We start from the raw sequence: 24,035 nt of genomic DNA, 5'->3' as shown, positions 1-24,035 counted from the left end.
GGCGACTTCCCATGTTTGACGATCAGCGGCAGTCCTTCGAGGACGCGGCACGCGCGCGTTCGGCCGGCGGCCGGAGCGGCGCGCCCGATCGCGATGTCCTCGATGTCGGATCGGCCGGAGCGACCTTCGATCCGCCCGCCGCGGACGACGCGTCGGCGCGCAAACCCGGCACGAACGACGGAGCCGTTGAGGAGCCCGACGCGCCGGAGGCGGACGACGGCGTGGAGCCGGACGACGCGGACGACGATGAGGGACGTCCCAACATCCTGCGCCGCCACCCGTTCGCGTTCCTGCTCGGCGGCCTCGCCGTCGTCGCGCTCTGCGTGGGCGTGTTCTTCTACTGGCTGCTGTACATGCACCCCTACGAGAGCACGGACGACGCCTTCGTCGATGCGCGCAGTATCGCGATCCAGCCGAAGGTCGGTGGCTACCTCGTCGACGTGCCGGTCACCGACAACCAGCATGTCGCGGCCGGCCAGATCCTGTTCCAGATCTACCGGCGCGACTACCAGATCGCCCTCGATCAGGCGCAGGCGCAGGTCGAGGCCGACGAGGCCGGCATCAAGAACCTCGACGCGCAGATCCAGGCGCAGGACGCCAATATCGACGTGTCCAAGGCGCAGGTCGCCACCGCCGAGGCGGCGTTGAAGTTCGCCCAGGAGGATGCGGCCCGCTACAAGGACCTCGCCGAGCGCGGCTCCGGCTCGATCCAGCAGTCGCAATCCGCGACCTCGACGCTGCAGCAGCGGCAGGCCTCCGTGCAGAGCGCCAATGCCAGCGTGGTCGCCGCGCAGAAGCAGATCGGCGCCCTCCAGGCCCAGAAGGCCTCGACCCAGGCGCAGCTCGCCCGCGACAAGGCGCAGGTCGAGCAGGCCGAGCTGAACCTCGGCTACACGACGGTCCGCGCCGTGCAGGCCGGCCGCGTCGTCCGGCTCACCGGCGGTGTCGGCCAGCTCGCGCAGGCCGGCCAGAGCCTGGCGATGTTCGTGCCCGACGACATCTGGGTGACGGCGAACTTCAAGGAGACCCAGATCGCCGACATGCGCCCGGACCAGCCGGTCGATCTCGAGATCGACGCCTATCCGGGCCGCAAGATCCACGGGACGGTGGCCTCCGTCCAGCCGGGCTCCGGCACCGCCTTCAGCCTGCTCCCGGCCCAGAATGCCACCGGCAACTACGTGAAGGTGACCCAGCGCATCCCGGTCAAGATCGTCGTCAGGGATTGGCCGACGGACGTGTCGATCGGCCCGGGCATGTCGATCGTCCCGACCGTCACGGTGCGGTGAGCATTGTGGCCGGTCAGGGGAGCGCGGCCGCGTCCGGCCGCAGCGCGAACGCGGGTCGGGCGCAGACGGCCGGAGCTTCGGGCCAGGGGTCGGGCAAAGGGTCCGCCACGGCGTCGGGCAAGGCGTCAAGCAAGGCGTCGGCCAAGGCGCCGGGCGGCCACAATCCGTGGCTGATCGCCGGCGTGGTGGCGCTGGCGACCTTCATGGAGGTGCTGGACACCACCATCGCCAACGTGGCGCTTCGCTACATCTCGGGCGGCCTCGCGGTCGGCCCCGACGAGGCGGCCTGGGTGGTGACGAGCTACCTCGTGGCCAACGCGATCACGCTGACGGCCTCGAGCTTCCTGGCCAAGCGCTACGGACGCAAGGCGTTCTTCATGTGGTCGGTGGCGCTGTTCACCGTCTCGTCGATCCTGTGCGGCTTCGCCTGGAGCCTGGAATCCCTGCTGCTGTTCCGGGTGCTGCAGGGGCTCGGCGGCGGCGGCATGGCGCCGCTTGCGCAGTCGATCCTGGCCGATTCCTTCCCGCCCGCGAAGCGCGGCCAGGCCTTCGCGCTCTACGGGGTCGCCATCGTGGTGGCGCCGGTGATCGGCCCGACGCTCGGCGGCTGGCTCTCCGACAACGCCTCCTGGCACTGGTGTTTCCTGATCAACGGGCCGGTGGGCGTCATCGCCCTGGGGCTGATGTACTGGCTGATCGAGGACAGCGCGGCGGCCAAGAAGGAGCGGCGCGCCCTGGTCCGCAAGGGCATCCGTTTCGACATCGTCGGCTTCGTGCTGGTCGCCCTGTTCCTCGGCTCGTTGGAGGTGATCCTCGACGAGGGGCAGCGGAAGGACTGGTTCGGCACTTCGACGCTGATGAACGTATCCGGCGTGCTGATGGTGGTCTCGTTCGCCGCCATGATTCCGTGGCTCCTGAACAAGAAGAACCCGGCCGTCGACCTCAGCCTCATCGGCAACCGCCAGTTCGGCTCCTGCTTCTTGGTGATGATGTTCACCGGCGCGATCCTGATCGCGACGACGCAGTTCATCCCGCAGATCACGCAGGAATATTACGGCTACACCGCCACCCTGTCGGGCCTCGTGCTCGGTCCGGGCGGCATCGTCACCGTGGTGATGATGTTCCTGACCGGACGCGTCTCCGCCTACCTGCAGCCGAAATGGCTGATCGCCGCCGGCATGACCATCGTCGCCCTCGGGATGTACGACCTGACGCGGATCGACGGCTCGACCACGTTCTCGTTCTTCGCGTGGTCGCGGGTCTATATCGGCCTCGGCCTGCCGATGGTGTTCCTGTCGATCACGTCCGCCTCGTACGAGGGGCTCCGCAAGGATCAGACGGATCAGGCCTCGGCGCTGATCAACGTCGCCCGCAACGTCGGCGGGTCGATGGGCGTCTCCCTCGCCCAGAACATGCTGGCCTACCGGAGCCAGTTCCACCAGAGCCGGCTGGTCGAGAGCGTCAACCCCACGTCACCGGCCTATCAGGAGACCATGCGGCAGGCGACGCAGTACTTCTCCGAACACGGCTATGCCGGCGTCGAGGCCCAGAGCCAGGCGACCGCGTGGCTCGGCAACATCCTCAGCACCCAGGTGGCCTACTGGGCCTATATCGACGTGTTCTGGGTGATGGGCCTCGTCGCCGCCTGCGCGGTGCCCCTGGCCCTGAGCCTGAAGAGCGTCAAGCTCGGGGGCGGCGCACCGGCAGGGGGGCATTAAGGGGACGGGAGAGCCGCGCATCGCGCGGCCCTCGGGTCCCGCCGGACGACGCGGCCCGGTCCGGAAGGCCCGCGGCCCGACAGGATCATCACACCCCGTCCGGCGGCAGGGCCTCCGTCACCTCGACGCGGCGGGTGCCGGCGTTCCGGCCGGACTCGTCGGACGCCACGTCGGTCGCGGCCCCTGCCTTGTCGAGCGCTTCGGCCACCGCCGCGACACCCTGGTAGCGGGTCAGGCGCCGGTCGATCATGTCGTCGAGCCGACCGTGCAGTTCCGCGACCGTGAGGCTGCGGCGCTTGCCGCCCGCCTTCTCGGTGAACAGGCTGCGATTGGCCCGGGCCGCGCTCCGGAACTCGCGTCCGGCGACCTCGTCCGGCTTCTCGGAGGAGAGCGACAGGAAGCGTCCGGCGCTCGCGGTGCCGAGGAAATGGGCGAGATACAGCTCGGTCGTCGTGAGCGCGCGCCCGACCCGGGCCTCGATCCGCTCGCGGTCGCGCTTGATCAGCTCGGCCGCCATGAGGGCGGCGACGCGGGGATCGTTGCGCAGCCCGAGGATCCGGGCGCGCATGCTGCCCGTGACCGTGATGGCGGAGCCCCGGCCCTTCACGGCGGCGGCCTCCTCGGCGAGCCCGTAGCGGGCGCCGTAGTCGCGGATCATCTCCAGCCACGTGCGGGCGACGAACTGGAACAGGCCCGCCGCCGAGGAGGTCGCGGCCTTCGCGTCCGTGTCGAAGCTCGATTCCTTGTCGGCCAGCGCCATCATGTAGACGGGGTCGACCCCGGCCTCGTCGGAGGCCTTGACGATGGTGTCGACCACCTTTCGCGGGACGCTCCGCTCGCCGAACTGCACCGCATCCTGACCCTGGTCCTGCTTCACCCGCGGCAGGGCCGCGAGGTCTTCCTGAATCAGGGCCGTGGTGGCAGGCTCCTGCTCCGGCACGGGCAGGCCCTTCCAGGCCTCCGCGGCCGACGAAGCCGGCCCCTCGGCGGGAACCGTGGGCTCCGACGCCCGTTGAGCCAGCGACTGGGCGGCACGCGGGCTGGTGTCGATCCGGTCGTGAGCCTGGGCGGCCGGCGCGAAGGCTGCCTGCGGCAGGCCGAACCCGGCGACGAGGCCGAGCGCCAGCGTCCCGGTGAGCCGGCCAAGGCCGGTGCGGCGAAGTGACCGGCGCTCTGTCTTGCGTCCAGCCCGCGGCAGCCACGCCACGGCTTCATCCTCGAAATGGCCCGCGCCGTTCAGGATTTGCGGCACGAGTCGGTTCACGTCGTCGGCGCGATGCGCCGGCTCCGGGAAAACCCCCATCATTGGTCCTCTTCTAGATCGGTCCTTGCATCGGCCCGGCTCTGTCGGCCGGGTTTCTCGAAGCGGCCGCCCTATCGACGCCGGCCGTGACCAGAATGGGACGGCCCCGTGATCCAAGCGTGGCACGGTCAACGAAGGGTTAACCCTGCCCGTTAGCGGCGCGTTAACCCGGCGAGCCGTCCGCGCCGGGCGCGACGGAGGCGCAATGTTGTCGCATTCGGGTTGGAACGCGGCCCGTCCGAGCCAGTTAGGTACGGCCCCGGGGGGGTCGTACTTTCCGTCCGAGACGCCACCCGCGTCCGCACAAGGACATCAGTTTCCGATGAGCATGCAGTCCGGTCGCCGCGTCGGTGTCGCATTCGTTGGCATGGGCGGCGCTGTCGCCACCACCGCCATCGCCGGCATCGAGATGATCAAATCCGGTTCGAACAGACTCGACGGACTGCCGCTCGCCGGCCTCTCCGTGGCGGGGATGGCCGACTACAAGGATCTCGTCTTCGGCGGATGGGACCTCAACGGCGACGACCTCGCCTCCGCGGCCAGCGGCCATGGCGTCCTCTCGAAGGACGACATCGAGGACGGCGCCAACGCCCTGAAGGGGATCACCCCCTGGCCGGCGGTCGGCAGCGCCAAGTTCTGCAAGAACATCGACGGTCAGAACCGCATCGTCGCCAAGGACCACCGCGAGGCGGTCTCGGTCATCGCCAACGACCTGCGGCGCTTCCAGAAGGAGAGCAACCTCGACGACGTCGTGGTGGTGAACCTCGCCTCCACGGAGCGCTGGCCCGACCTGAGCGACCCGACCCTGAACTCCACCGCGGCCTTCGAGAAGGGCCTGGATTCCAGCGACGAGGCGATCTCCCCGGCGATGCTCTACGCCTACGCGGCGATCAAGAGCGGCATTCCCTACGCCAACTTCACCCCGAGCGTGGCCGCCGACGTCCCGGCGCTCCTCGACCTCGCCAAGGAGCTGAACGTGCCGGTGGCCGGCAAGGACGGCAAGACCGGCCAGACCATGATGAAGACCGTGCTGGCCCCCGCCTTCAAGGCCCGCGCGCTGCACGTCGACGGCTGGTTCTCGACCAACATCCTCGGCAACCGCGACGGCCTCGCCTTGAACGACCCGAACTCGCTTCAGTCGAAGCTCAACACCAAGGGCACGGTGCTCGACTCGATCCTCGGCTACCCGGTCGAGGACCACCTCGTGCACATCCACTATTACCGGCCGCGCGGCGACGACAAGGAAGCCTGGGACAACATCGACGTCACCGGCTTCATGGGCCAGCGCATGCAGGTGAAGGTGAACTTCCTCTGCAAGGACTCGATCCTGGCCGCCCCGCTGGTCATCGAGATCGCCCGCGTGCTCGACCTCGCCCACACGCGCGGTGACGGCGGGGTCCAGGAGCAGCTCTCGACCTTCTTCAAGGCTCCGATGGTCAAGAACGGCCACGGGCCGGAGCACGCCTTCGGCAAGCAGGAGCAGATGCTCCGCGACTGGCTGGGCGTGCACTAGGCCGCATCGCCACAGGGGAGACGGCTTTTCGGAACGAGACGATGCCCAACGAAACCCTGCCGTCTTCCCCCGGCGCGGCAGCGCCGGAGGCCCTGCGCGACCTCCTGGTCGAGATGAACGACCTCAAGCGCGTCCGCTCCGCGGGCCGCCAGGGATCGATCGCCGAACGCCTGTTCGCACAGGGGTGGGGGCTCCTCACCGGCGGGAGCCCGCCCGACGACGTGGCCCTCGACATCACCGCCACGACTCTCGCGGCGACGCGGCTCTGCGATCTCGACGCCGCCTTCCTCACGGCCGCCGGGCTCTCGGAGGCGGCGGCTTCCGAAGTGCTGGTCGCGGGCTTCGATGCCGTCACCGCCGACCTCGATGCGGACCTGCGGACGCGCCTGCGTGCACGCCTCGCGCCGCGTCCGGCGGGCCAGCCTGGTCCCCTGCCGGGCTTCGTCGCCGCCCTGGCGCAGCAGCCGCGGGCCGGCGTCACCTGTCCCGGCCGCGCCCGCATCCTGCTGGAGCCGCCCGAGAACCACGCCGAGCACTGCCTGATCGTCGCGGCCTACGGCGTCTGCCTCAGCCCGTTCTACCGGGCGGACCCCGGCACCGTGTTCCTGGCTGCGATGGCCCACCACTTCCACAATGCCGCGATGCCGGATGCCGGGTTCACCGGCGAGATGCTGCTCGGCGACCATCTCGGGCCGGTCATGGCCACGACCACGGGCTGGGCGCTCGCCGAACTCGCCGAGCCCCTGCGCAGCCAGGTCGAGCGCGCCCGCGCGGTCCTGCCCGACGACGCCACCGCGGAGGGCCGCGCCTTCCACGCGGCGGATTGCATCGACCGGGTTCTCCAGATCGCCCAGCACCTCCGCGGGGCCTCGACCACGATGGGGATGGTGCTCGACGAGTGGGAGCTGGTCCATGCCGGCCCGGTCAAGGGCTTCCACGATCGTGTCCTCGCCGACATGCGCATCCCTTGATCGCCGGACCCGGTCGCCCATCTGCCGGGACGGCCCCGAGAACCATGATCCCGTTCGAACTCCACTCGCCGGATACCGGCAACCCGCTGAAGGCCGACGGCCCGCACGCTTTGCGCGACGCGGAGACCGGCGCACGCTGGCCCGTGATCGACGGCATTCCGTATCTACGGATCAACCGCGAGGCGTTGATCGAGCGGGTCCTGGCCCATCTCGACGCGGGCGAGCCCGACGAGGCGCTCGCTGCCCTGCTGGTCGATCAGGATGATTGGTGGAACGGCCCGCCCGCCGACCCGGCCGGGATCATCCAGCTCATCAAGGAGCGCCGCACAGCGACGCTCCGCGACGCGGTCGAACGCCTCGGCTGGGGCCGCGTCGGCGACTACTTCCTGCACCGCTGGAGCGATCCGACCTTCCTGGCCGGCCTTTCGTTGCTGGAGGCGCACTGGAACGAGCCGGTCTGCGTCTTCGAGTTCGCCTGCGGCATCGGCCACTACCTGCGGGAGCTGCAGCGGCGCGGCTGCAAGGTCTCCGGGGCCGACGTTGTCTTCGCCAAGCTCTGGGTGGCGCGCCATTGGGTCGTCGCCGAGAAGGCGCAGCTCGTCTGCTTCGATGCCGGCTCGCCCCACTGGCCGATCCCCGGGGCGCCGGTCGACCTGGTCGTCTGCAACGACGCCTTCTACTTCCTCGACGACAAGGCGGCGCTGCTGGAGAACCTCCGTCAGAACGCCGGCGACGACGGTTGGCTGGCGCTCAGCCACATCCACAACCGCGACTGCCCGGGCTTCTCGGCCGGCAGGGCCGTGACCGCGGAGGAGATCGCCGAGTTCTTCCCCGATGCCCTCGTCTACGACGACGCGGAGCTGACCCGGGCGCTGGTCGAGGCGCGGGCGCCGGGCCCGCAGGATCCCGCCGCCCTGCGAACCTGCGAGGCGTTCTCGGTGGTGTGCGGCCCCGGGATGCGCCCGGCGCCGCGCGCCCTGATCGACGGCCTGACCCTGCCGAAGCCCGGCACCGTGCTGCGGCTCAACCCGCTCTATGTGCCCGTGATGGCGGACGCGACGGGCTCCCTTTTCCGTGCGGGAGAGGGTCGGGGCGAGGGTTACGACGTTTCGGCACAGAGTGCGCCATCGACGCGCACTGCCGTCGCGCCGTCCTCGGAAAGCGCAAATCCCTCACCCTATCCCTCTCCCGGACGGGAGAGGGGACCCGCGTCCCACTTGGATGGCGGTGGTCAGGACACCGACCAGGGCGGTTACGTCATCCACTGGCCCTCGGAGCGCTACGAGGCGGAGTACGCCCCCCGCGCCACCTACCCGCTCCACTCGCCCGGCCCCGAGCACCTGACCTTCGACGGCAGACTCGACAGCCCGGAGACGCAGCGCGTCCGCGTGCGCGAATTCGTCGATCTGCCGGAGCGGTGGTGATGGACGCGGTCGGCTGGGGCATCGTCGGCTACGGTTGGGTCGCCCGCGATTACATGGAGCCCGGCATCCGCGCCGCCGGGCATCGGCTGGTCGCGGTCTGCGATCCCAATCCCGAGTGCCGCGCCGCGGCCGAGCGGGCAGGCGCCCGCGGCCATGCCGACCTCGCCGGTCTCATCGCCGAGCCCGCGGTCGAGGCGGTCTACGTGGCGACGCCCAACCACCTCCACCGCGGCGCCGTCGAGGCGCTGGCCGCCGCCGGCAAGGCGATCCTGTGCGAGAAGCCCATGGCGGCGACGCTGAGTGACGCCGAGGCCATCGCGCACGCCGTCGCGTCGCAAAAGGTCTTCTACGGGACGGCCTTCGATCAGCGGCACCACCCGGCGCATCGGGCGATCCGCGCCCAGGTCGAGGCCGGACGGGTCGGCACCGTGACGGCGGTGCGGATCGTGTACGCCTGCTGGCTCGGGCGCGACTGGTCGGAGGCCGGACAGCCGAATTGGCGGATCGACGCCGCCCAGGCCGGCGGCGGTGCGCTCATGGATCTCGCGCCGCACGGGCTCGACCTCGTGGACTTCCTGCTCGGCGAGCCGATCGCGGATCTCGCAGCCCTGACCCAGAGCCGCGCTCAGGATTACGCCGTCGACGACGGCGCCCTTCTGATCGGGCGGACCGAAGCGGGCGCTCTGGCGAGCCTGCACGTCGCCTACAATTGCCCCGATGCGCTGCCCCGTCGCCGTCTCGAGGTTGTCGGCACGAAGGGCCTGCTGGTAGCCGAGAACACGATGGGCCAGACGGCCGGCGGGTCGCTCGTCTTCATCGACGGGGCGAGCGGCCGCCCGGAACCGCTCGCCTTCGATGTCGACAGCTCGCCCTTCACCGAGCAGGTGCGCGCCTTCGGCTCGGCCCTGCGCCGGCCCGAGGAGCGGGCGGCGTGGTCGGCCGCGCGCGACCTTCACACCATGCGGCTCGTCGCCCGTGCCTACGGGCAGGAATAGCGACACGACAGGACGATCGATCGCCAAACTCGGATCCGGCGTAGTCCATCCACCCCCTCTTCCTGAGGTGCTCGCGCCAGCGGGCCTCGAGGGAAGGCTCCAGGGATCGCGCGGCCAGCTGGAGCCCTCCTTCGAGGCCTCCGCTACGCTGCGGCACCTCAGGATGAGGGGCGGGTGGGACACGGCGGCGGAACAGGCGGACACGAGAGGGACGGGACCGAACCTTGAGCAACGCAGACGCCTTCCACGATCAGGACGACCGCGCCCGCCACGAGCGGATCAAGGCGCCGCGCCCCTACCGCTTCGGCGCCAGGCGGCCGATCGAGGGCCTGCCCGCGATCCTGCCCGACCCGGTCAAGGCCTATCTCGACGTCCTGCCGGAGGGGCGCGTCGTCGGCTTCCCCCTGGCGCCGCTGGACCGCACCGGCATCCCGGTCTGGTTCGTGGCCCTGTTCCTCGACGACCCGTTCTTCGTGGGCGCGATGCCGTCGGGCATCGGCTACGGCGCCACCGACGACGAGGCGCTGATCGGCGCCGTGGCGGAGATCGCCGAGAACCTGATGCCGTCGCTGGCGGTCCTGCCCCGTGCCAAGGAGCGGGCGCGCTACACCGATCTCGTCCGCGTCTATGGCCAGAACGCGGTGGCCGACCCGCTCACCCTCTGCCTGCCGGCCGGATCCCCGGTCGGCCGCGACACGGTGCTCGAATGGACGCCCGCCGTGCGGCACGCCAACGGCGAGGTGGTGCTCATGCCCCTCGACGTCGCCGCGACCGACTATTTCGAGCTGTCGGAGGGCTACCGGCCCTTCACCAACCTCATCACCAACGGCCTCGGCGCCGGGCCCGACGTGCCCTTCGCGCTGGGCCACGGCGTCCTCGAACTGCTCCAGCGGGACGGTAACGGCCTGTTGTTCCGGGCGTTGGACCAGGGCGTGATGCTCGATCTCGACGGCATCGGGCCGGAGAACGCCGCGATGTTGGCCCGGCTGAAGGATCTGGGCATCCGCGCGCTGCCGAAATTCGCCACGGACCAGTTCGGCCTGACCAACCTCTACGTCGTCGGCTACGACGCCGACCCGGCCCGCACACCGGCGCCGATCGCCCTTTCGGCCTGCGGCGAGGCCTGCGACCCGGACCGGGAACGGGCCTTGCGCAAGGCCCTGCTGGAATTCCAGGCCGCGCGGGTGCGCAAGACCTTCGGCCACGGACCCCTCGAGATGGCCGCCACGGTGACGCCGCCGGGCTATATCGACGCCTTCATCCAGAAGGCGCTCCCGAGCCTCGACCTCGAGGAGAGCCGCGCGCTCCAGGCGATGCTCGAATGGATCGAGATGCCCGCCGCCGACCTGCGTGGCGTGCTGGCCGACACCGTCTATTCCGAGCGCAGCACCAAGCGCTTCGCGGACCTGCCCTCGACCCCGGCCGCCGACGGTCATGCCCGGGGCAGGATCGCCTGCGACCGGCTCACGGAGGCCGGGTTCGACGTGCTCTACGTCGACTGCACGCCGCCTGGCGGCGGTGTCGGCGTGGTGAAGGCGATCGTGCCGGGGCTCGAGGTCGAGACCATGAGCTATTACCGGATCGGCGAGCGCAACACGCGCAAGCTCCTCGACCGCGACCACCCGCTGATCCGCTTCGGCACCGAGAGCGACGCCTTACGCCCCGTGCGGCTCACGCCGGAAGCCCTGGACCGGTTCGGCGGCCAGCCGCTGTTCGACGTGGCGCTGGCCGAGCGGATCGTCGGCCGGCACTATCCCCTCTACCGCGAGCCGGAATCGCACCACGCGCCGTTCCGCCTCGCCCAGCGGAAGGGGAGAACGGCATGACGCTCCGGTTCGCCTACAATACCAACGGCGCGGCCAACCACCGCCTCGACGACGCGATCCACCTGATCAAGGCCGCCGGCTATGACGGCGTCGCGCTGACCCTCGACATCCACCACCTCGACCCCTTCTCCGAGACCTGGGCGGCCGAGGCCGGCCGCGTGGCGAGCCTGCTGGAGAAGCTGGAGCTGACCTGCGTCATCGAGACGGGCGCGCGCTTCCTCCTCGATCCCAGCGCCAAGCACGAGCCGACCCTGGTGACCGCCGACGCCGCGGGTCGTGCCCGGCGGGTCGGCTTCCTCAAGCGGGCGATCGAGATCGGCGCCATGCTGTCCGCCGAGGCGGTCTCGTTCTGGGCCGGCGTGCCGAAGCCCGGCGTCGATCCCGGCGAGGCCCGGCGCTGGCTGGCCGAGGGACTGCACGCGGTCTCGGCCTTCGCCGCCGAGTCCGGGGTCGTGCCGTGCCTGGAGCCGGAACCCGGCATGCTGATCGAGACGCTCGACGATTACGCGTCCCTCGACGTGCCGGGGCTGAAGCTCGCCCTCGACACCGGCCATTGTCTCGTCACGGGCGAGCGGGAGCCGGAAGCCGCCGTGCGGGAATTCTCCGACCGGATCGGCACCGTGGCGATCGAGGACATGAAGCGCGGGAGCCACATCCACCTGCCGTTCGGCGAGGGCGACATGGACGTGCCGGGGGTGCTGGAGGCGCTCGAGGAGATCAGCTTCGGCAAGCTGATCTGCGTCGAGTTGTCCCGCGAGAGCCACCGGGCCGACGTGATGATACCGCAGGCCCTCGATTATCTGCGCGGCTGCCGGCGCTCCGGTCCCGTGATGGCCGGCGAGCAGGAGACGCGGCGGCAATGGCAGTGAGCAAGGCCCTCTTAGCTGATGGTACGCACGCCATCGTCCCGGCATGGCGCCGGTCTCGGCTCCCGGCGGCCATGCCGACTCCGCCATCCACTCCGAACATCCGGCTTCAAGACCGGGCGCGGGTCCCCTCGCCCATGCGGGAGAGGGACAGGGTGAGGGACGAGAACGCCCAGACAATGGCTCGGCCTGTCGCCGCTTCGATGGAGCGCTCTGTCCTGAGACCTCTCGTCCCTCACCCCAACCCTCTCCCGCACGGGAGAGGGAGCCGGTCGCGCGCCGTCATCAACGGACCGTGTCCGATGGTGCAACGATGAGAATCCTCTTCCTCAGCCGCCGCTACTTCCCGGCGATATCGGGCATGAGCGTCTACGCGCAGAACCTGCTGCGCGAGCTGGTCGGCGCCGGCCACGACGTCACGATGATCTCGCAGTACCGCGGCGACGCCTTCGGTACCCGGGTCTACGGCGGCGGGCCGCCCCCGCCGGTGCCGGGGGTGCGGGTGATCGGCCTGGAACAGCTCGGCGAGCAGACATCGGGCGATTTCGAGCGCGACATCGCCACGATGGTGGACGCGATCGCCCGAGAGCACGCCCGGAAACCCTTCGATATCCTGCACGCCCAGTACGGCTACCCGACTGGCTGGGCGGTCCTGCTCGCCGCCCGCAAGCTCGGGGTGCCGAGCGTCGTCTCGATCCAGGGTGGCGACGGCCACTGGGTCGGATCGTGCTGCGAGACCCACCGGGTCGCCATGTGCGAGGTTCTGGCCCACGCCAACGCGCTGCTGATCGGCGGCGCCTCCTTCGTGGACGAGGTCTGCGGGCGGCTGGGATCGGACCCCGCCCGCTTCACCATCGTGCCCGGCGCGGTCGACACCGACCGGTTCGCACAGGGGACGCCCGACGGGCTGCCCGCGCCCCATGCCGGGCCGGTGCGCCTGTTCTACCACGGCCGGGTCGACCGCCGGAAAGGCGTGCTCGACTTCATCGACGCCCTCGCGATCCTGCGCCGGCAGGGCACGCCCTTCGCGGCCACGATCTCGGGGATCGGGCCGGACGTGGACCCGGCCCGGGCGCTCGCCGCTGAGCTGGCCTTCTCGGAGCGCGACGTCGCCTTCACGGGCTATGCCGAATACGGCTCCGTGCCCGACCTCTACCGCCGCGCCGACGTGTTCGTCTCGCCGACCTATGCGGAGGGCTTCTCCAACACGATCCTAGAGGCGCTGGCGGCCGGGCTCGCCACGGTCTCTTGCCACGCGGTCGGCGTCTCCGACTGCCTGCGCAACGGCGAGAACGGGCTTCTGGTCGATCCGGGCGACACCCCGGCGCTGGCGGCCGCGCTGACCCGGATCATTACGGACGAAGACCTGCGCCGCCGCATCGCCACGACCGGCCTGGAGGAGTGCCGCCGGGTCTATTCCTGGCATGCGGTCGGGCGGCAGATCATGGACGTCTACGCCCGCGTGCGCGACGAGTCTCCGGCCACCGAATTCCCGAGCGATCTGCCTTACGATCCCAGCTGCCGGTTCCGCGCCGAGCCGCATCTCCTCTGAGGTCGAGTGACGCGAAACGTGCCCACCGCGCTTGCCCTATCGCCCCATCTCGACGACGCCGCCTTCTCGTGCGGCGGCCTCATGGCGAGCCTCGCCTCGGATGGCTGGCGCGTGGTGATGGCGACCCTGTTCACCGGCAGCGTCGCCGATCCGACGGGCTTCGCGCTCGCCTGCCAGCTGGACAAGGGCTTGGCGCCCGAAGTCGACTACATGGCCCTGCGCCGGGACGAGGATGTCCGCGCCGCCGCCGCGCTCGGCCTCACGCACCCCGTCCACCTGCCGTTCCGGGAGGCACCGCACCGGGGCTACGGCGCGGCGTCGGAACTCTTTTCCGAAACCCGACCCGACGATGCCATCGCCGCCGATCTCGCCCCGGCGCTGGCGGCCCTGATCGGCGCCGAGGACCCCGACCTGATCCTCGCCCCACAGGCGATCGGCGGGCATGTCGACCACGTCCAGGCGGTCCGGGCGCTCCGCAGCCTCGATCCGCCGCCGCCGATCCTGTGGTGGCGCGACTTCCCCTACACGGTGCGGGACGCCGCCCCGAAGGAGCCTCTCGCGGCGCTGTTCGCGGGGCTCGCCGAGCCGGCGATGCGCCTTGATCAGGAGGCGCAGGCCCTCAAGCGTGCCGCCTGCGCGGCCTATGCCAGCCAGATCGGCTTCCAGTTCGGCGGCATGGCCGGCCTCGACGCGCGGCTCGCTCGGGAGGAGGGCATCGAGCGCTTCCGGCTGTTGGGCTCCCTCGGCTTCGCAGTTTCCAGCCTGGATGCCGGCTGAACCGCAGGCGCCGAAGGCGCTGGCCGATCCCGAGGCCCTCGCGGCCCGTCGCGCCCTGATCGGCAGCTGCCACATCGCGCCGATCCGAGCCCTCGCGGCGCGCATATCCGCCGAGTGTGGCGCCCCGGTCCCGGCGCCCGACCCCCTGGACGGCGGCGTCGGAGCGCGGATGCTCCTCCTCCTCGAGACTCCCGGCCCGGCGGTGCTGCGCACCGGCTTCGTCACCCGCGACAGCGCGAACGGCACGGCCGCCAACCTGTTCCGCTTCCTCGCCGAGGCCGGGCTGAGCCGGGCCGACACACTGATCTGGAACGCGGTCCCCTGGCTCATCCACGCCGAGGGCGCCCGCAACCGGGCGCCCCGCCGGGCGGAGGTCGCGGCGGCCGCACGCTATCTGGCCCCGCTCCTCGACCTGCTGCCGCGCCTCGCCGTGGCGGTGCTGGCCGGCCGCTTCGCCGGGGAAGCGGCGCCTGCCGTCGCGGCGCTCCGCCCCGACCTGCCGGTGATCCGGGTGCCGCACCCGAGCCCGACCTATGTCTGCACCGCGCCGGAGGTGCCCGAGCGGATCCGGCACGGCCTCGCGGAGGCGGCCGCAATCCTCGATCGAACCTCCGGCTGAGGATAGATCGCCCGTCACGGGCCTGCCTTCCCTGGCCTTGCGCCCCGGTTCGGCCTACATGCGGGGCAACGGGCCGCGGTCCGGGAGATTCCGGCACGGGCTGACGGCCTTCGGCCGGGCCGCGCAGCCGGAAGGGCGGACGCCGATCGGCATGAATTTTCAGGGACAGCACCGGAGCGCGGCCGAGCAGGCCGAGCCGGTTGAGCACGATGCCGCCGCGACCGCGAAGCGGAAGAGCCGGCGCAACCGCTATGCCTGGATCGGCACGGCCGCCAGCATCGTGCTGTTCGCGGTCTCCCTCGGCGTGCTGTGGAAGCTCGTCCAGAGCGTGAGCTGGGCGGAGGTGCGGACCGCGATCGCGGCGGCCACGACCGAGCAGCTCGGCCTCGCCTTCCTGTTCGTCGGCATCAGCTACCTCTTCCTCACCGGCTACGACGCGCTGGCCCTGCGCCAGCTCAGGATCAAGGTACCCTACCGGATCACCGCGCTGGCCTCCTTCACCAGCTACGCGGTGAGCTTCACGTTGGGCTTCCCGCTGCTGACCGCCGGAACCATCCGGTACTGGATCTACGCCCGGCAGGGCCTGTCCACCGCCAAGATCGCTGCGCTCACCGTCATCGCCGGCTTCACCTTCTGGCTCGGTATGGGCGTGGTGCTGGGCTTGAGCCTGATCATCGAGGCGGGCCAGCTCGCCGGGCTCGCCTTCACGTCGATCCGGATCAATCAGGGTGTCGGGCTGGCGGCGCTGGCCCTCGTGCTCGGCTATCTCGCCTGGGTCTCGGCGAAGAAGCGCAGCATCACCGTCAAGCACTGGCGCCTGGAACTGCCCGGAGCCTCGGTCTCGATCGGGCAGATGATCGTCGGGATCGGCGACGTCTGCGCGGCAGCGGCGGTCCTCTACGTCCTGCTGCCGCAGGAGATGACGCTCGGCTTCACCACCTTCCTGGCGATTTACGTGCTCGCCGCCATGCTGGGCATCGCGTCGAACGCCCCCGGCGGCATCGGCGTGTTCGAGGCCACCGTGCTCCTCGCCCTGTCGAGCCTGCCGCGAAACGAGGTTCTGACCTCGCTGCTGCTGTTCCGGGGCTGCTACTACGTCGTGCCCTTCGTGACCGCCCTGGCGACGCTCGGCCTGTACGAGATCGTCAAGCGCGCGGCCGGGACGCGCGATCCCGGGCCGCCGGAGGGGACGGCCGGCCCGTCCGGCCGGGCGTGGCACGACGAGTCCGAGACCCACTGAGCGGACGGCCGCACCTGCCATGTCGGGCCGCCTGCGCAGCTACCCCGCCTGGACCGGTGCCGCGATCGCGGCGGGTCTGTTCGGTCTCGCCACCGCCCTGGCCGGACGTCTCGATCTCCCTCTGATCCTGATCGGGCTTGGATCGATCTGCCTGGGCGGCTGGCTCGGCGGCCGCGGCCGCGAGGCGCCGGTGCCGCGTCCGGCCGCCACCACGCAGCGCCACGCGGTCGCCGAGGCGCTGCTCGCCCATGTGCCGGACCCGGTCATCCTGGTGGACCGGCGCACCCTGGTGGTGGAGGCCAACCCTGCTGCCCGTGCCCTCCTGCCGGCCCTGCACCAGGGCCGGCCCCTGTCCTTCGCGCTGCGCGACCCGGAGGTCCTCGACGGCATCGAGGCGGTGCTGAGTTCCGGCCTGCCGCGCCGCGTCGCGCTCTCGACCCGGGTGCCGCTGGAGCGCATCTTCGAGGTCCAGATCGGCGCCCTGCCGATGCCGGACGGGTCCGGCGTCAGCGCCCTGCTGTTCCTGCGCGACCTCACCTCGGCCCGGCGCCTTGAGGCGATGCGGGTCGATTTCGTCGCCAATGCGAGCCACGAGCTGCGCACGCCGCTGGCCACCCTGATCGGTTTCATCGAGACACTCCAGGGTCCTGCGCGCGACGACGCCCAGGCCCGGGAGCGCTTCCTCGAAATCATGCGGGTCCAGGCCCTGCGCATGACGCGCCTGATCGACGACCTGTTGTCGCTGTCGCGGATCGAGCTGCGCGAGCACGTGGCACCCACCGCGGTGGTCGATCTCGGTGCCCTCGTCCGCCAGATGGTCGACGCCCAGGGTCCCCCCGCCGAGGCGCGGGGCGCCACGATCCGGTTCGAGGACGGCGCCGGACCCTACCCCGTGCCCGGCGATGCCGACGAACTCGCCCGGGTGATCGAGAACCTGATCGAGAACGCCGTGAAATACGGCGGCGGCCGGATCAGCGTCGGGCTCGCCCGCGAGGACGATCCGCGGCTCGGGCGCCGGATCGTCCTGTCGGTGGCCGATGACGGGCCGGGCATACCGCCCGAGCACATTCCGCGCCTGACCGAGCGCTTCTACCGGGTCGACGTCGCGTCGAGCCGCGCCCGCGGCGGCACCGGTCTGGGGCTCGCGATCGTCAAGCACAGCCTCAACCGCCACCGCGGGCGTCTCGCCATCGAGAGCGCGGAGGGGACGGGGACGACGGTCCGGGTCAGCCTGCCGGAATACGGCGCCGCCGCGCCGCCGCAGCCCGCGTCCGATCAGGCCGGCCCGGCATAGGTCCCGATTCCGAGCCCGTTCTCGACGTGTCCGACCCAGGTGCGGATGGCCGGGTAGCCCGCGAGGTCGAAGCCACCCTCATGGGCCATGCGGGTGTAGGCGACGAGGGCCACGTCGGCGAGTGTGAGGGCATCGCCGGCCATGAAGGCGGAGCGCTCGAGGGTCGCCTCCATCAGCCGCAAGGCATCCGCACCGCGCTCGGCGAGCTTCGGATCGAGATCCTCCGGCGACCGCCTGAGGTAGTGGAGCTGGTAGCGGCGGACCGCGATGTAGGGCTCGTGGCTGTACTGCTCCCAGAACATCCATTGCAGCATGCGGGCGCGGGGGAGGGGGGCTTGCGGGATCAGGGCGGACCCCTCCGCCAAGTGCAGGATGATCGCGTTCGATTCCGACAGGACGGCGCCCTCGGGAAGGACGATGATCGGCACGCGCCCGGCCGGGTTCAGGGCCAGGAAGTCCGGCGTGCGCGTCCCGCCGCCCGGAACATCGACGTCACGCCAGACCGCCGGGATGCCCAGGTGGGCCGCGACCCACTTCACCTTGAGGCAGTTGCCGGAGCCCGGATCGCCGTAGATCGTCAGGGGCTCGGTCATCCGCGTCCTCCTCGCTCCGGTGACGGAGCTTGGCCGGGTCTGGACGATTCGACAACGGGCGCCCCCGACCGACCGGTCCTGTAACGGCCCGCAGACGGCCCTTGACCTTCCCATGATGGGAAGCCCCATCTGATGGGGCATGGATGCTTCGAACGGGATCGCCGCCATGTCGAAATCCGTCACCCTGACAGTCCCCATCTCGGGGATGTCCTGCGCCTCCTGCGTCGGCCGCGTGGAGCGCGCCCTGACGGCGCTGCCCGGGACGCGGGACGTCGCGGTGAACCTCGCCACCAACCGCGCCACCCTCGTCCTCGACGCGGGCACGACCCCGGGTGACGTCGCGGCGGCCCTGGCGGAGGCCGGCTATCCGGTTCCCGAGACGCAGAGCCTGCTCGCCGTCGAGGGAATGTCCTGTGCGAGCTGCGTCGGCCGCGTCGAGCGGGCGCTCTGCGCGGTGCCGGGCGTGACGGCCGCCAGCGTCAACCTCGCCGCGGGACGGGCCGCGATCCGGCACCCCGAGGGCGTGGTGTCGATGGACGACCTGATCGCGGCCGTGGAGGCGGCGGGGTACGAGGCCCGCCCGGTCGATGCGGGCCATCCGGCCGACCCCTCGGCCCGGCAGGCGGACGAGGGCCGGATCCTGCGCCGCGACCTGACCGTTGCGGCCCTCCTCTCGGCGCCCGTGGTCGTCCTCGACATGGGCGGGCACCTGCTGCCCGGCCTGCATGGCGGCCCGGTCACGGCGGTGGTCGAGGCGATCCTCGCCACCCTGGTCCTGGCCTGGCCGGGGCGACGGTTCTTCCTGCGCGGCGTGCCGGGCCTGCTGCGCGGCCACCCCGACATGAACGCCCTGGTCGCCCTGGGCGCCGGGGCCGCCTACCTGTTCTCGATGGTCTCGACGCTGGCGCCGAGCCTCCTGCCCGCGGGCGCGGCCCATCTCTATTTCGAGGCGAGCGTGCTGATCGTCACGCTGATCCTCCTCGGCCGGACCCTGGAAGCCCGGGCCAAGGGGCGCACGGGCCAGGCGATCGCCCGGCTAATGGACCTGGCCCCGAAGACCGCCCGGGTCGTGCGCGACGGCGCAGAGACCGAGGTGCCGCTCGACGCCCTGCGCATCGGCGACGTCGTCCGGGTGCGTCCGGGCGAGCGTGTGGCGGCGGATGGCTCCGTGGCCTCCGGCACCAGCCACGTCGACGAGAGCATGGTCACCGGCGAGCCGGTGCCGGTCCGCAAGGGGCCGGGCGACAAGGTGGTCGGCGGCACCCTCAACGGGCGCGGCAGCCTCGACCTGCAGGTCGAGGCCGTCGGCGGCGCCACCGTCATCGCGCAGATCGCCGCCATGGTGGAACGCGCCCAGGGCGGGAAGCTGCCTATCCAGGCGCTCGTCGACCGCGTCACCGCGCGGTTCGTGCCGGCGGTGATCGGGATCGCCGCCGTCACCTTCCTGGCCTGGCTCCTCCTGGCGCCGGCCCCCGCGCTGGGGCCGGCCCTGGTCAACGCCGTGGCGGTGCTGATCATCGCCTGCCCCTGCGCCATGGGGCTGGCAACGCCCACCGCCATCATGGTCGGCACCGGGCGCGCGGCGGCGCGCGGCGTGCTGTTTCGCGACGGCGCCGCGCTGCAGGGTCTGCGCGACGTGCGCGTCGTGGCGCTCGACAAGACCGGTACGCTCACCGAGGGGCACCCCCGGCTCACCGGGATCGTCCCGGCCGCGGGCGTGGACGAGGCCGAGGCGCTGGCCCTCGCCGCCGCGCTCGAGACCCGCTCCGAGCATCCGCTGGCCGGCGCCGTGGTGGCGGCCGCCCGCGACCGGAACCTCCGCGTTCCGGAGCCGGAGAGGTTCGAGGCGGTGGAGGGATTCGGCGTCGCGGGCCGGGTGGCGGGCCGGGCCGTGGCGCTCGGGGCGCCGCGCTACCTGCAGCGTCTCGGCGTCGCCCTGGACCCGGGCCTCGCCAGCCGCGCCGAAGGGCTGGCCGAGGCCGGGCAAAGCCCGATCCACCTCGTCCTCGACGGCGGGCACGCCGCGGTCCTGGCGGTGGCCGATCCCGTGAAGCCGGGCGCCGGCGCGGCGGTGGCGGCCCTGAAGGCGCGCGGTCTCGTGGTGGCGATGGTCACGGGCGACGATCCCGTCACCGCCGCGGGCGTGGCGCGGAGCCTCGGAATCGATGCGGTGGCCGCCGGGGTTCTGCCCGGCGGGAAGGTCGAGGCCGTCCAGCGGTTCCGGTCCGCGCACGGGCCGGTGGCCTTCGTGGGCGACGGGATCAACGACGCGCCGGCCCTGGCCGAGGCCGATGTCGGGCTCGCCATCGGCACCGGCACCGACATCGCGATGGACAGCGCCGACGTGGTGCTGATGTCGGGGGAGCTGGAATCCCTGGTCGAGGCCCTGGCGCTCTCGCGGGCGGTGATGGCCAACATTCACCAGAACCTGTTCTGGGCCTTCGCGTACAACGTCGCGCTGATCCCGGTGGCGGCGGGCGTGCTGGTGCCGTTCGGCGGCCCCGCCCTGTCGCCGATCCTGGCTGCGGGCGCCATGGCGTTCTCCAGCGTGTTCGTCCTCGGCAACGCCCTGCGGCTGCGCCGGGCCGGCGGACGACCGGCGTCCACGGGGGCGTCCGCGCTCACCGCGAGGCCGGCATGAGCGGGACGACCCTGACGATCGGCGAGGCGGCCCGGCGCACCGGGGTCTCGGCCAAGATGATCCGCTGGTACGAGGCGACCGGCCTGCTGCCGCCGGCCGCCCGGTCCGAGGCCGGCTACCGCCATTACGGCGCGGCCGATCTGCACACGCTGCGCTTCATCCGCCGCGCCCGCGACCTCGGGTTCAGCGTCGATGCCATCGCGGATCTGCTGGCGCTCTGGCGCGACCGCGCCCGCCCGAGCGCCGGGGTCAAGGCGATCGCCCAGGAGCAGATCGCCGATCTGCGCCGCCGCATCGCCGAGATGGAGGGGATGGCCCGGACGCTGGAGCATCTGGCGGAGGCCTGCTGCGGTGACGAGAGGCCGGACTGCCCGATCCTGGACGATCTCGCCGCGGCGGATCATGGCCCGACGCGGCAGCGCGCGATCCGCTCGCTCTCCAAGCGCGGCCGTTGACGGCGGCTCTGGCCCCGGCTTTGCTGGTCTGGTCGATCCCGAAGGCCACGAAAGCCCCGACCCGATGCCCGTCCTCGAACGGATCCGCGCATTCGCCGACACGATGACAACGTGGCGGCACGACCTGCACGCCCATCCCGAGCTGCTCTACGACGTCGAGCGCACCGCGGGGTTCGTCGCGGACAAGCTCCGGTCCTTCGGCTGCGACGCGGTGGTGACCGGCATCGGCCGCACGGGGGTCGTCGGCGTGATCCGGGGGCGGGGGCGCGCCTCCAACCGCGCCATCGGCCTGCGCGCCGACATGGACGCGCTGCCGATCCAGGAGGTGCGGGACCTGCCCTACCGGTCCACCGTGCCGGGCAAGATGCACGCCTGCGGCCATGACGGGCACACGACGATGCTGCTCGGGGCCGCCCGGTACCTCGCCGAGACCCGCGACTTCGACGGGGCGGCCGTGCTGATCTTCCAGCCCGCCGAGGAGGGCGGCGGCGGCGGCGAGGCGATGGTCGAGGACGGCCTGATGGAGCGGTTCGGGGTCGAGTCGGTCTACGGGATGCACAACATCCCCGGCATGGCGGTCGGCACGTTCGCGATCCGCCCGGGTCCGATCATGGCGTCCACCGACCGATTCACGATCACGATCGAGGGCCGGGGCGGCCACGCGGCCCTGCCGCAGAACGCCATCGACAGCGTGCTGGTGGGAAGCCACGTGATCATCGCCCTGCAGAGCATCGTGGCGCGCAACCTCGATCCGCTGCAATCGGCGGTGGTCTCGGTCTGCGCGCTGGAGGCCGGCGAGGCGTTCAACGTCCTGCCGCAGACCGTGACCATGCGCGGCACGATGCGCACGCTGTCCCAGGCGGTGCGGAGCCGGATCAAGGCGCGGATCGAGACCCTGGTCGCCGAGATCGCCGGCGGCTTCGGCGCGCGCGGCCTGGTCGAGTACGGGTCGAGCTATCCGGTCACCGAGAACCATCCCGCCGAGGCCGACTTCATGGCCGGCGTCGCCGAGGCGCTGGTAGGAGAGGAGAATGTCGACCGGGCCGTCGCGCCGATGATGACGGCCGAGGACTTCTCCTACATGCTCGGCCGCCGCCCCGGCGCCTACATGTTCATCGGCAACGGCGACAGCGCCTCGCTCCACCACCCGCATTACGACTTCAACGACGACGCCGCGCCGTACGGGGCCTCCCTGTGGGCGCGCCTGATCGAGACGGGCCTGCCGCTGACCGCCTGAGCGCGCCGCCGGCTCGGGGGCTGGCGGCGATCACCACCGCGGTGGGGCGGGCGTGATCCGCAACCGCGAGGACTTTCGTTTCGGGCTCGGGACGCTCCGGAGCCTGGCGCTATGCGACGGGGCCGGCATCCTGTAGCGGCAGGCGGGTCTTGCTTGAGCCGCATCGTCATCGCGAGCGCAGCGAAGCGACCCAGGGAAGCGCAGCCTCTATCAGCGTGGCGCTGACTGGATTGCTTCGCTGCGCTCGCAAAGACGAGAGGCGATCAGCCGCCGTAGCGCGCCTTGAGCAGCGCGTAGGTCAGCCGAGCTGTCTGGACCTCGCCGCCCTCCGGCCGGCCGGGCTTGGTGGAGGGGTTCCAGCCAAAGAGGTCGAAATGGCCGTGGGCCTTCGTCTTCGGGGCGAACCGGCGCAGGAACAGCGCCGCGGTGATCGCCCCCGCGAACGGGCCGCTCGAGACGTTGTTGAGGTCGGCCACCTTGGAGTCGAGCAGGCTCGCGTAGGGCGCGTGGAGCGGCATCCGCCAGACCGGATCGATCGCTGCCCGCCCCGCCCGCGCCACCGCCTCGGCCAGCGCGTCGTCTTCCGTGAAGAAGGCCGGCAGGTCCGGCCCGAGGGCCACCCGGGCCGCGCCCGTGAGCGTCGAGAAGTCGAGGATCAGGTCGGGGGCGTCCGCGTCCGCGAGGGTGAGCGCGTCGGCCAGGATCAGGCGCCCCTCCGCGTCGGTGTTGCCGATCTCGACGCTGAGCCCGGCCCGGCTCTTCAGCACGTCGCCGGGGCGGAAGGCGTTGCCCGAGACCGCGTTCTCCACCGCGGGGATCAGCAGGCGCAGGCGCAACCGGAGCCCGGCGCCCATGACCATGTCGGCGGCGGCGAGGGCTGCGGCGGCGCCGCCCATGTCCTTCTTCATCAGCAGCATCGCGGCCGACGGCTTGATGTCGAGCCCGCCGGTGTCGAAGGCGACGCCCTTGCCGATGAGCGTCACGCGCGGCGCGTCCTTCGAGCCCCAGGTCAGGTCGATCAGCCGCGGCGCCCGGGGCGAGGCGGCGCCGACGGCGTGGATCAGCGGAAAGTCCTTCGCCAGCGCGTCGCCCTCCGTCACGGTGACGGTCGCGCCGTGGCGATCGGCGAGGCTTCGGGCGGCCGCCTCGATCTCGGCGGGGCCGAGGTCGTTGGCCGGCGTGTTGACGAGGTCGCGGCCCATCGCCACCGCGGCGGCGATCCGCTCTACGTCGGCGGCGTCGATGCCGGTCGGAGCTGCGAGCCGGGCCTTCGTGCCGCTGCCGGACCGGTAGCGGCTGAAGCGGTAGCTCCCCATCAGCCAAGCGAGTGCGGCCTCGGCGGGCTCGGGCGCGTTCTCGAGGCGGTAGGTGCCCTCCGGCAGCAGACCCGGCAGCTTTCCGACGATCAACCGGTCGTAGGATGCGGCCTCCGGATCCCCGAGTCCGAACAGCACCCGCCCGAGGCCGCCGTCCCGGGCCGGCAGCAGCGCGAGGGTGCCCGCCTTCGGCTTGAAGCCGACGGCCTGGGCGAAGCTGCGCCCGGCGGGTTCCAGGCCGGCCTCGGTTTCCGCCCAGGCCGCCGTCGTGACCAGGGTCACCGGCACGGCCTGCGTGTCGGCGGGTCGGAGCGCGTGGATCGTCGCCGGGATCTCGGCCTGGGTCATGTGCCTCTCGCGTGCCGTCGGGACCAGCAGCTTAACCGGTGGTTAGGGTTAACGCTCTATC

At 71.6% G+C, this 24,035-nt stretch carries 19 protein-coding genes; 16 read left to right on the top strand and 3 right to left on the bottom strand.

Translation table 11 applies throughout. The annotated features are described in order from the left end of the window. The first annotated feature begins 11 nt into the window (after positions 1 to 11). Positions 12 to 1,286, top strand: coding sequence for an HlyD family secretion protein (locus ACXJKQ_RS02105; RefSeq protein WP_457104113.1), 1,275 nt, complete (start codon positions 12 to 14; stop codon positions 1,284 to 1,286). Beyond that, a complete protein-coding gene (locus tag ACXJKQ_RS02100) occupies positions 1,283 to 3,004 on the top strand; it encodes a DHA2 family efflux MFS transporter permease subunit (RefSeq protein ID WP_457104112.1) in 1,722 nt (573 codons plus the stop codon). Before ACXJKQ_RS02105 ends, ACXJKQ_RS02100 begins: the two co-directional genes overlap by 4 nt. Before the next feature lie 88 nt (positions 3,005 to 3,092). On the opposite strand, the gene ACXJKQ_RS02095 is transcribed toward ACXJKQ_RS02100, so the two are convergent. Beyond that, positions 3,093 to 4,307, bottom strand: a complete 1,215-nt coding sequence (locus ACXJKQ_RS02095; RefSeq protein WP_457104238.1) for a transglycosylase SLT domain-containing protein — start codon at positions 4,305 to 4,307, stop codon at positions 3,093 to 3,095. Between the two features lie 322 nt (positions 4,308 to 4,629). On the opposite strand from ACXJKQ_RS02095, the gene ACXJKQ_RS02090 reads away from it, so the two are divergent. From ACXJKQ_RS02090 to ACXJKQ_RS02040, 11 genes are all read left to right on the top strand, one after another. Continuing rightward, positions 4,630 to 5,820 (top strand): inositol-3-phosphate synthase, encoded by a 1,191-nt coding sequence (locus ACXJKQ_RS02090; RefSeq protein WP_457104111.1) that lies wholly within the window; start codon positions 4,630 to 4,632, stop codon positions 5,818 to 5,820. Positions 5,821 to 5,861: 41 nt separating this feature from the next. Next, a complete protein-coding gene (locus ACXJKQ_RS02085; protein WP_457104110.1) occupies positions 5,862 to 6,791 on the top strand; it encodes a hypothetical protein in 930 nt (309 codons plus the stop codon). A gap of 44 nt (positions 6,792 to 6,835) precedes the next feature. Next, entirely contained in the window at positions 6,836 to 8,215 is a 1,380-nt protein-coding gene (locus ACXJKQ_RS02080) for a class I SAM-dependent methyltransferase (protein WP_457104109.1), read from the top strand. Next, positions 8,215 to 9,210: a Gfo/Idh/MocA family protein gene (locus ACXJKQ_RS02075; RefSeq protein WP_457104108.1), complete on the top strand. Its 996-nt coding sequence runs from the start codon at positions 8,215 to 8,217 to the stop codon at positions 9,208 to 9,210. The genes ACXJKQ_RS02080 and ACXJKQ_RS02075 overlap by 1 nt, the downstream gene beginning before the upstream one ends. A gap of 224 nt (positions 9,211 to 9,434) precedes the next feature. Beyond that, complete coding sequence (locus ACXJKQ_RS02070; RefSeq protein ID WP_457104107.1) at positions 9,435 to 11,036, top strand: YcaO-like family protein; 1,602 nt, start codon at positions 9,435 to 9,437, stop codon at positions 11,034 to 11,036. After that, on the top strand, positions 11,033 to 11,905 hold the full coding sequence (locus ACXJKQ_RS02065) for a sugar phosphate isomerase/epimerase family protein (RefSeq protein ID WP_457104106.1): 873 nt from the start codon (positions 11,033 to 11,035) through the stop codon (positions 11,903 to 11,905). The genes ACXJKQ_RS02070 and ACXJKQ_RS02065 overlap by 4 nt, the downstream gene beginning before the upstream one ends. 310 nt (positions 11,906 to 12,215) lie before the next feature. Then, complete coding sequence (locus ACXJKQ_RS02060) at positions 12,216 to 13,454, top strand: glycosyltransferase family 4 protein (RefSeq protein WP_457104105.1); 1,239 nt, start codon at positions 12,216 to 12,218, stop codon at positions 13,452 to 13,454. Between the two features lie 18 nt (positions 13,455 to 13,472). Further along, positions 13,473 to 14,231, top strand: a complete 759-nt coding sequence (locus ACXJKQ_RS02055; protein WP_457104104.1) for a PIG-L deacetylase family protein — start codon at positions 13,473 to 13,475, stop codon at positions 14,229 to 14,231. Beyond that, positions 14,221 to 14,850 carry a uracil-DNA glycosylase gene (locus ACXJKQ_RS02050; RefSeq protein WP_457104103.1) on the top strand — a complete coding sequence of 210 codons (630 nt, stop codon included), beginning with the start codon at positions 14,221 to 14,223 and terminating at the stop codon, positions 14,848 to 14,850. The genes ACXJKQ_RS02055 and ACXJKQ_RS02050 overlap by 11 nt, the downstream gene beginning before the upstream one ends. Positions 14,851 to 15,001: 151 nt before the next feature. Further along, on the top strand, positions 15,002 to 16,090 hold the full coding sequence (locus ACXJKQ_RS02045) for a lysylphosphatidylglycerol synthase domain-containing protein (protein WP_457104102.1): 1,089 nt from the start codon (positions 15,002 to 15,004) through the stop codon (positions 16,088 to 16,090). Between the two features lie 19 nt (positions 16,091 to 16,109). Then, complete coding sequence (locus tag ACXJKQ_RS02040; protein ID WP_457104101.1) at positions 16,110 to 17,384, top strand: ATP-binding protein; 1,275 nt, start codon at positions 16,110 to 16,112, stop codon at positions 17,382 to 17,384. Here ACXJKQ_RS02040 and ACXJKQ_RS02035 read toward each other — a convergent pair. After that, a complete protein-coding gene (locus ACXJKQ_RS02035; RefSeq protein ID WP_457104100.1) occupies positions 17,366 to 17,977 on the bottom strand; it encodes a glutathione S-transferase family protein in 612 nt (203 codons plus the stop codon). The genes ACXJKQ_RS02040 and ACXJKQ_RS02035 overlap by 19 nt on opposite strands. Before the next feature lie 166 nt (positions 17,978 to 18,143). On the opposite strand from ACXJKQ_RS02035, the gene ACXJKQ_RS02030 reads away from it, so the two are divergent. The 3 genes from ACXJKQ_RS02030 to ACXJKQ_RS02020 all read left to right on the top strand — a co-directional run bounded on the left by ACXJKQ_RS02030 (position 18,144) and on the right by ACXJKQ_RS02020 (position 22,310). After that, positions 18,144 to 20,618 (top strand): heavy metal translocating P-type ATPase, encoded by a 2,475-nt coding sequence (locus tag ACXJKQ_RS02030; protein WP_457104237.1) that lies wholly within the window; start codon positions 18,144 to 18,146, stop codon positions 20,616 to 20,618. Then, on the top strand, positions 20,615 to 21,073 hold the full coding sequence (gene cueR, locus ACXJKQ_RS02025; RefSeq protein WP_457104099.1) for a Cu(I)-responsive transcriptional regulator: 459 nt from the start codon (positions 20,615 to 20,617) through the stop codon (positions 21,071 to 21,073). Before ACXJKQ_RS02030 ends, cueR begins: the two co-directional genes overlap by 4 nt. 64 nt (positions 21,074 to 21,137) lie before the next feature. Next, the gene (locus ACXJKQ_RS02020) at positions 21,138 to 22,310 is read left to right on the top strand and encodes a M20 aminoacylase family protein (RefSeq protein ID WP_457104098.1); all 1,173 of its coding nucleotides are present in this window, start codon (positions 21,138 to 21,140) and stop codon (positions 22,308 to 22,310) included. A gap of 263 nt (positions 22,311 to 22,573) precedes the next feature. Here ACXJKQ_RS02020 and ACXJKQ_RS02015 read toward each other — a convergent pair whose 3' ends face one another. Then, a complete protein-coding gene (locus tag ACXJKQ_RS02015; protein WP_457104097.1) occupies positions 22,574 to 23,974 on the bottom strand; it encodes a leucyl aminopeptidase family protein in 1,401 nt (466 codons plus the stop codon). Positions 23,975 to 24,035 lie beyond the last annotated feature (61 nt).

The organism is Methylobacterium sp. P5_C11, from assembly GCF_054049775.1.
The sequence above is the reverse complement of the archived record's forward strand: the minus strand, read 5'-3'. Positions and strand labels throughout refer to the sequence as shown.